Genomic DNA, 7,109 nt, shown 5'->3' on the forward strand with positions numbered 1-7,109 from the left:
CTTTATATTTTAATGAGATCTAACGAAGGTGATGAAGTCGATGTCGCGCAAGTCTCGTTGCAACAAAAAAAGTCCCAGTATATCAGCAATAAACAAAGAAAACATGAATCCCATGCCATAAAAAAATGGGCCACCCTGTAAGCTTAACCAGGTAAAAATGACATTTCCTAAAAAAAAGATCAAGGTCATTAAAGTGCTGCGACCACGTAAATCCATATAGAAATAAACATTCAAAATACTCATGAATAAAAGTTGCAAGCTGACGCCAATAACGTCAAACTGGAAAATTCGTGAATAGCTGACGGGATAACCCAGCAAGCTGAGTATTTGCGGAGTAAAGGCGATGGCAAATATGACGGTTATGCCTTGCACCTTGGCAATATCCCATAAACCGGTTCTGGTGGCGTTGATCATCCCCTGTTTGGCTATGAGGAGCTCAGAATAATTTCCACCTTCGACAATGACACGATTATAGGCTTCATAAGCTTCCACAAAATCAGTTTCAAGGCGAAAGAGAAACATGGCCAGGCCTGGTACAATCAGGAGATAACTCAGAAAAATGGGTACATCATAAATTGGCGAAGCGCGCAGCGGTCCAATGACCAGAGCACTGGTGTCTGGAGTGAACCAAAACAGGAGTTTATCTGCCCAGACGGCGGCGTTGAAAAATAGTCCTACCCAAGCAAGAGACCAGAACATGCGCTGAGTGCTGAGGACACTCCCTGGAAAGCTGAGCATGCCCGGAAACTGTCGAATGACCATGGCCCCCAGGCTCATTAACAAAATACCCTGACCGAGATCGAAAGCCAGCAAATAACCATATAGACCATGATCGGCTCCCAGATAGATGCCTGCCAAGACAATTGTTGTGTAGGCCGCCAGATACCAGGCAACCAGAGCCTTATAGTCTTTGAGGCTGGTTCCCATAATCGTTAGAATCCATACCCCGCAGAGCTCTACAAAGCCTGTACCCATCAGGAACTGATAAAAAATAGGGGTATTACCGAAAAACAGGGTTGCTATGACGTACGCAAGAATGATACCGAGGGTACAGATGCTGGCGATCATCATAAGGATGATGGATATGACGGCTTTTTTTTCCCGGGCAAAAAGCATGTCAGCAATATAACGGGTAAACAGCAACTGAACAGGGCCAGTAAAAATCAGTGAGGACATGATCAGATAAGTTACCGAAACCTGAAACTCAATAACGGCTGAGCTGTGCTCATTCTGGCTCATGGCCAGAAAGCCTAAAAGCAGGATGCCAAAAATAGATAACAACCATGGTCCTGAAGAAACAATTCCCGCGAAGCCGTACGCCTGTAGTAATGAAAAGTAGGTTCTGCGTTTGAGAATCCTGCGTAACTCAAATCCAATGCCGGCCATGTTCAGTTAGCCATCCCGGCTTGATAAAGGCTGCGATAGCTTGCAAACATGTATTCCTCCCGATAATTTTTTTCTACCCTGTCAACCGCATTTTACTGCAGAACGTCCAGGTGTCAGAATCATTCAGTAGAGCATGAATTTCTTTTGCCAATGCGTTCGGGTTGGCAATGGGTACTATTTTTCCCGCCGGTTCAGCACTATCTTCTTTGCTGGTTCCATAAACAAGTTCACGACAGGAGCCAACATCTGTGGCTACTACAGGCACTCCAGCAGCAAAACTCTCAAGAACAGAAAGAGGCAGACCTTCACTAATGGAGCTAAGAACAGTAAGACGTACCTGGCTGAGAACATCCTGTACCGGAACATATCCCAGAAATTTGACTTTTTCTCTTAAACCGAGATGTTCTACTAACAGAAAGCATTCCTGATAATATTCTTCATCCTCTTCAATGGGGCCAGCAATCCAGAATTCAGGTGTATCTGTTTCCATTTGTTGAATGAGTTTCGCGGCGCGAATGAAGGTTTTGATGTCCTTGATAGGAACCACCCTGCCCACCAAGGCAACAATGTTTTTACGTTCTGCAAAAGGGAATCGACAGGTTATGAAATTCTCGACTGGAATTCCGTTGGGAATCGTACATAATTTTTGTTGATCGGCGCCATCGGCGATCTGGAGTTCGACCACACCCGAATACAAGTTGATAATGTGTTGCGCCTGTTGATAGGTCAGGCGTCCAATAAATTCAAAAAAACGAATCCACAAGTGGCGCAGATAGTGCATTCGGCCAGCCTGACGGAGGAATTCGTCGTCCTCATGAATCCAGCGCGCGAGCATGAGATCAATGCGCCTTTCTTTGGTATAAATTCCATGCTCTGAAACGATCAGTGGAATATCCCCGGATTTGCTGAGTAAAGCTCCAAGATATCCTGCATAACCTGTTGATGGACAGTGAACAATCCGGGATTCCGGGGCGTTTTGCATGGCCATCTGGAGAAACCAGAGGGGGGCATGCATTCCACGTATCGTCCAGAAGTAGTCTACAAAAGAGGGTTGGTCAGGAATTTCTGAGTAGCATTCGATGAAATAATCCCAGACTTTTCTGTTTTCAAAAAAGGCTTTTTGAGAAATATTAAAAACCTTTCCGTACTGGCTTATATCAACACCAGCCTCACATTTTGAAAGACATTTTTTCATTTCCTGATGAGCATCTGCAACCGCAGAAAGTTCGCTTGTTGAGACTTTGGAATGATGATTATTTCCGGAATGATCACTGGCTCCATACAGAAAGTACTCGGCGTAGTAACAAATATTATCCGGAAGTGTATAGGGCTTTGCCGTATAGTCCTCAATCGTGCTGCCCAGAAAAATGACACCGAAGCGATATTCAGGAAATCCAACTATCAGACGATTCACCCAGGACGATACTCCGCCACGTACATAGGGAAAGGTGCCTTCCAGAACCAGGAGAATGTCTACTGAATCGGCTTTCCGGACTGGAATCATGGCTTTCCTCCTGTCCAAAAAGAAAAGGAGGGGCCGTATCGTGGAGACAGTTTCAGTTCTGGGTGTGCCCGGTAAATATCGAACATTTTGTCAATATTTCTGCTTCGAAAATAGGCCGAAGCCAGGTGTGGGGCAACAATACTGCTGGCAATCTTTTTTGCTTCAGCATTTTTCATTTCGGAAATGGCTTTATCTACTTTGCCCGTTTCCAGTAGATGAAGACCCATAAGCAGCTTCATGGACGGAGAATCGTGGTCCATGTTTGCATAGTCTGGCTCCCATTTTGTTGGCGCGCCTGCCGATGAAGGTGTAGCCATTTCACGGGCCTCCGTGTGGTGGATGTTCCAGTAAAGCCATTGCCTGGAATCCTGTATGCGCCGTAGGGTTCCCGCTTCGTGGGCGTGTGTTTGTTGCGCATTCAAATGTATCAGTAATTCGGTATTTTCCTGTTCACGTCGATCCAGGGCGGCATAGGCCAACAAACGCACTTCTTCCGCCTCGTCTGATAGTGCTCCACGCAACAATTGCGACTGATTGAAAAACTGTGATTCGGCGATCTGGGAAACAGCGGCCAATCTTTGTCGCGGGTCCCGGGAATGGCGAAGACGTGCGGCAACACTTCCGGGGGCTACTGTGGATGTGGTGAGCCGGATGTCGCGCATGACCGGCGGCAGTTTGACTGGCTCAAGTTCGGGCTCATGGAGCCGCCATGCGACACTCCGCAAAAAAATGGCATACACCAGTATGACTGCTGGACCAAATAAAGGTATTACCGATGCAATAATAACGAACAGTAATAAAGGAAATCTTTTATCCACTGTTTGCCCGGTTTTTGCTACGATCAGATAACTGGTCAAAAGACAGAGAAACCAGTAAAGACCATAAATAAGCAGAGATGTGTTGCTGCTGAATGAATTCATATGGACACTTCTGAGTCAAACAATTGTTTGATCTGTTTTTCGCAATGCTGCGCGCTGATTGAGAAAATTTTATGGTGAATAAAGCTTTTTTCCCATTCTTCACCATAATGCAAGCTGCTTTCAGTCCGCATGCGCTGAAAATGGCCCTCTGCCGCCATGCTGCCTGCGAAAGGTAATAATACAATCAGCTGTAGTTTCTCCTCTTCTCTGTGGAGCCAGAGGACATCCAGGCCTCGACGTAAACGCTGCAGATAATCCAAAACCTTTTCAGCATATGGACCGGTATGAAAATCATAACGAACCATGATACCAACTTGCGGTACCCGTTGTGCGAGCTTCTGTAATTGCATGAAGTCCGTCGCAAACTCTGGAGGACAGTCAGACCATATTTTTAACAAGGGGGCAGCCTGGGCAAGGGACTCAGCATAGGTACAAAGATACTGAAAAATGACTTCAATAGTTTGCAGGCTTTCTTTGTTGATGGCGAAAAAAGACATTTCCTCAATAGTCAGTACATAATCGTGTCTACTAAGACTCCTGTGTATGTGTACGCTGATATAATGGCGAAACTGGGTAATCTCCAGATCAGCCAGAGACTGACTTTCGCCACTATTCAGGGATTCTCTGAGGACAGGGTCCTGTTCCTGCCAGGGTTGTGCATTACCAAATGCGGCAATTAAACGCGGAGAATGATGCCCCGACTGGATATCATACAGACTGGCAATCTGAACCCCAACCAGCTGGTTTAAAAAATAAAGCGTATTATAGGCAAGTTCAGCGTCCAGACGTCCCTGTTTTTGTGCCAGCTGATTTTTGATTTCGAGTAAGGCACTCCGCACCGACATGGGCTGATAAAGCAGACTTTGTTCCAGACGGTCCTGTGAAATTCGCGTCACATACAGATCGTCGGATAACTGTCGAAAGCGGGTGGCAGTAATTTCCTCTTGCAAGGATCGTCCCGCTTCCTGCCTGGCCCAAAATCCGGCATATTCTGACGCAATGAGAATAACCAGTACGGTTCCGGCAAATATTTCCAGGCTTCGTATTTCTGGATATTTATGCCAGAAAAGAGTGCTGGCAAGTGCCGCTACGGAAAGCAGTGCAGGCATTAACTCATAACGCAGCGCGATCAGTAATGGAATGATCAGAAGCCATGGAAAAGGTTGCCTTAATAACAGAGGGTCTCCAGGATCCAGAGTCCAGGCCAATAAAATTCCCAGGGCAGGGAGCAGGATGGCTTCCAGCCATCCTGCTCCCCAGTGCGGAAGCGCCGTCACTATCTGTACACGCATTTTCATCGGGTCTTTAATTCATGGCACGATCAATCAGGCGGTGAATCAGTCCCTGCGCCAGTCCGCCGGTGCCACCACGTCCCAGACTTCCGCCATGGGCACTGCCTACCCCCGTCCAGATCACCTTGTCCGCAGGCACATCGACAATCCAGAGTGTCATGGTCACAACAGGCTCGGCGTTGATTCCCGCACGGTAGTTCCATTCATCAACACTGCCCCCCAAGGCGTAATGCACCCCATCACTGCGGGCGCTACCGAGTGCAGTCGCGTACTCTTTTTTCCAGTCGCCACCCAGTAATGCCTGGGTCCGGCTACGAATGGGCAGGGTACCCAAAAGGCGCTGATTGTCACTTTGTAAAATACCCGCTGCCAGTGCTGCCGCACGTTCATTGGCCAACGGAGTTTCCGTGTTGTTGGCAAAGGGCAATACCGTCCAGGCCGCCCCTTTGCTCAGCGCAACGGGTTTAGCCGACTGGACGTTCATCCCTGCGCAACCGCTGAGTATGAATGCCAAAATGGGAATCCAGATTCCTTTTGTTTTTAACATATTTTTTCTCCCTCAACAGATCATATTAAAAATAAAAACGATAATTTAAAGCGAAAATACGCTGATTCAATGCCAGACCATTCCCCCCTTGTCCCTGGGAAAACTCCAGGCTGAGGCGATCTGGCCCTATTACCGATGTACTGACCCCGGCGTTCAGTTGATATTGAAAGCCGAATCGGGAGTTGTCATAGACGCTGAGTTGCAGATTGGGTGTCCAGCCGGGATGTAAATTCTGCTCCAGCGCTCCCCATTGCAGGCGCACACCATAATCGGCATAACTTCCGGGCAGGATGCTGTCCATATTGCGGGCATCTGTGGAAAGCGCCCGGGCAATTACGCCCTTGGGGGCTGCGCGACGCTGAAGTGCGTGATAATCCGCAAATGGGCCGACATGAAACTCCCAGGGTCCAAGGTTGCTGCGCCAGAATGCGCCCAATTCACCATAGGTATCAGTGCCCTGCTGAATACCATCCTGGCCAAGATACTGATTCCAACCGAGGGCGGCATTGGCCGTCCATGCATTGAAGGTCTGAGCAAGTTGCATTTCTGCACGATTGGCCATGCCGGCAACAGCCAAAGCCGGGCTCTGGAAAGTCTGGGAGTGATAAGCCAGGCGCGTTGAAAGGCTGGTGCTGCTGGTCAATTGCCAGCTTGCTGCCAGCTTGCTGGTCCAGTTGTTTTGCAGTCCCCGGTATTCGCCAACACGGAGATCTCCCTGCCAACGGCGACTATCCCAAAAAACACCTACATCGGTGCGATTTTGCAGTCGCGGGGTGGTAATCAGCTGTGTGTCGCTATTTGCGTTCTGCCATAAGTTCTGGCTCTGGATCTGTATGCCCCAAAACGACGAAGTATGAATGCGGGCGTTAAGCTCCGGTCCATAAAGTTGCAGGCCATTGAAGCTTTGCCAGCTCCCCTGAATACCTGCATAACTGGCCGTATGGGCCAGGCTGTCCACATACATACGCCGCAATTCCCGGTCAAAGGGATTCACCTGCAGGGCTTTAATAGCCAGGGATTGTGCCTGACGCGGGCGCCCCAAATCTTCTTCAGCCTGAAACATCTCCTTTGGCGGTAAATCAGCCGGATGGTCCAGCAGGGTCTGGATGGTGCTTAGTATTCATAAATAAATAACTTGTACTCACTATATAGCGGGTATAGTCTTGCGGCATGGAAGCAGACGCACTGATAGCCGCTCGACACCAAGCGCTCGAAGGGATACTGGATGAGCGGCAGAGACGGCTATATGCGGCAGTAGAAGCGAAGGTGCTGGGTCATGGCGGTGTCAAGCGGGTGAGTGAGGCTACCGGAGTCGCGCGGGGGTCCATCATGGCGGGTCTCAAAGAGCTCAAGGATCCGGAGAACAGGCTCCCGCAAGGCAGAGTTCGTCGATCGGGTGGCGGGAGAAAAAGGCTGGTGGATCGCGATCCGGACTTGCTGGTGGCCTTGGAGAGTTTGGT

At 48.7% G+C, this 7,109-nt stretch carries 6 protein-coding genes and 1 pseudogene; 1 reads left to right on the forward strand and 6 read right to left on the reverse strand.

The genetic code is table 11. The annotated features are described in order from the left end of the window. Positions 1–9 precede the first annotated feature (9 nt). From pelG to H7F11_RS11820, 6 genes are all read right to left on the reverse strand, one after another. Positions 10–1,386, reverse strand: coding sequence for an exopolysaccharide Pel transporter PelG (pelG, locus tag H7F11_RS11795; protein ID WP_193650871.1), 1,377 nt, complete (start codon positions 1,384–1,386; stop codon positions 10–12). Positions 1,387–1,459: 73 nt separating this feature from the next. Beyond that, a complete protein-coding gene (gene pelF, locus H7F11_RS11800) occupies positions 1,460–2,800 on the reverse strand; it encodes a GT4 family glycosyltransferase PelF (RefSeq protein WP_319803361.1) in 1,341 nt (446 codons plus the stop codon). An 86-nt stretch (positions 2,801–2,886) separates the two neighbouring features. Beyond that, complete coding sequence (locus tag H7F11_RS11805; RefSeq protein WP_193650872.1) at positions 2,887–3,810, reverse strand: hypothetical protein; 924 nt, start codon at positions 3,808–3,810, stop codon at positions 2,887–2,889. Further along, positions 3,807–5,108, reverse strand: a complete 1,302-nt coding sequence (locus H7F11_RS11810) for a PelD GGDEF domain-containing protein (RefSeq protein WP_193650873.1) — start codon at positions 5,106–5,108, stop codon at positions 3,807–3,809. The genes H7F11_RS11805 and H7F11_RS11810 overlap by 4 nt, the downstream gene beginning before the upstream one ends. 7 nt (positions 5,109–5,115) lie before the next feature. After that, the gene (locus H7F11_RS11815) at positions 5,116–5,649 is read right to left on the reverse strand and encodes a hypothetical protein (RefSeq protein ID WP_193650874.1); all 534 of its coding nucleotides are present in this window, start codon (positions 5,647–5,649) and stop codon (positions 5,116–5,118) included. Between the two features lie 25 nt (positions 5,650–5,674). Further along, the gene (locus H7F11_RS11820; RefSeq protein WP_193650875.1) at positions 5,675–6,712 is read right to left on the reverse strand and encodes a hypothetical protein; all 1,038 of its coding nucleotides are present in this window, start codon (positions 6,710–6,712) and stop codon (positions 5,675–5,677) included. A gap of 107 nt (positions 6,713–6,819) precedes the next feature. Between H7F11_RS11820 and H7F11_RS11825 the strand changes: the two are divergent. Further along, a pseudogene (locus H7F11_RS11825) lies at positions 6,820–7,109 on the forward strand (ISAzo13 family transposase); the annotation flags it as partial.

The organism is Acidithiobacillus sp. HP-2, from assembly GCF_015100155.1.
In the GTDB taxonomy this organism is placed as follows: Bacteria; Pseudomonadota; Gammaproteobacteria; order Acidithiobacillales; family Acidithiobacillaceae; genus Acidithiobacillus.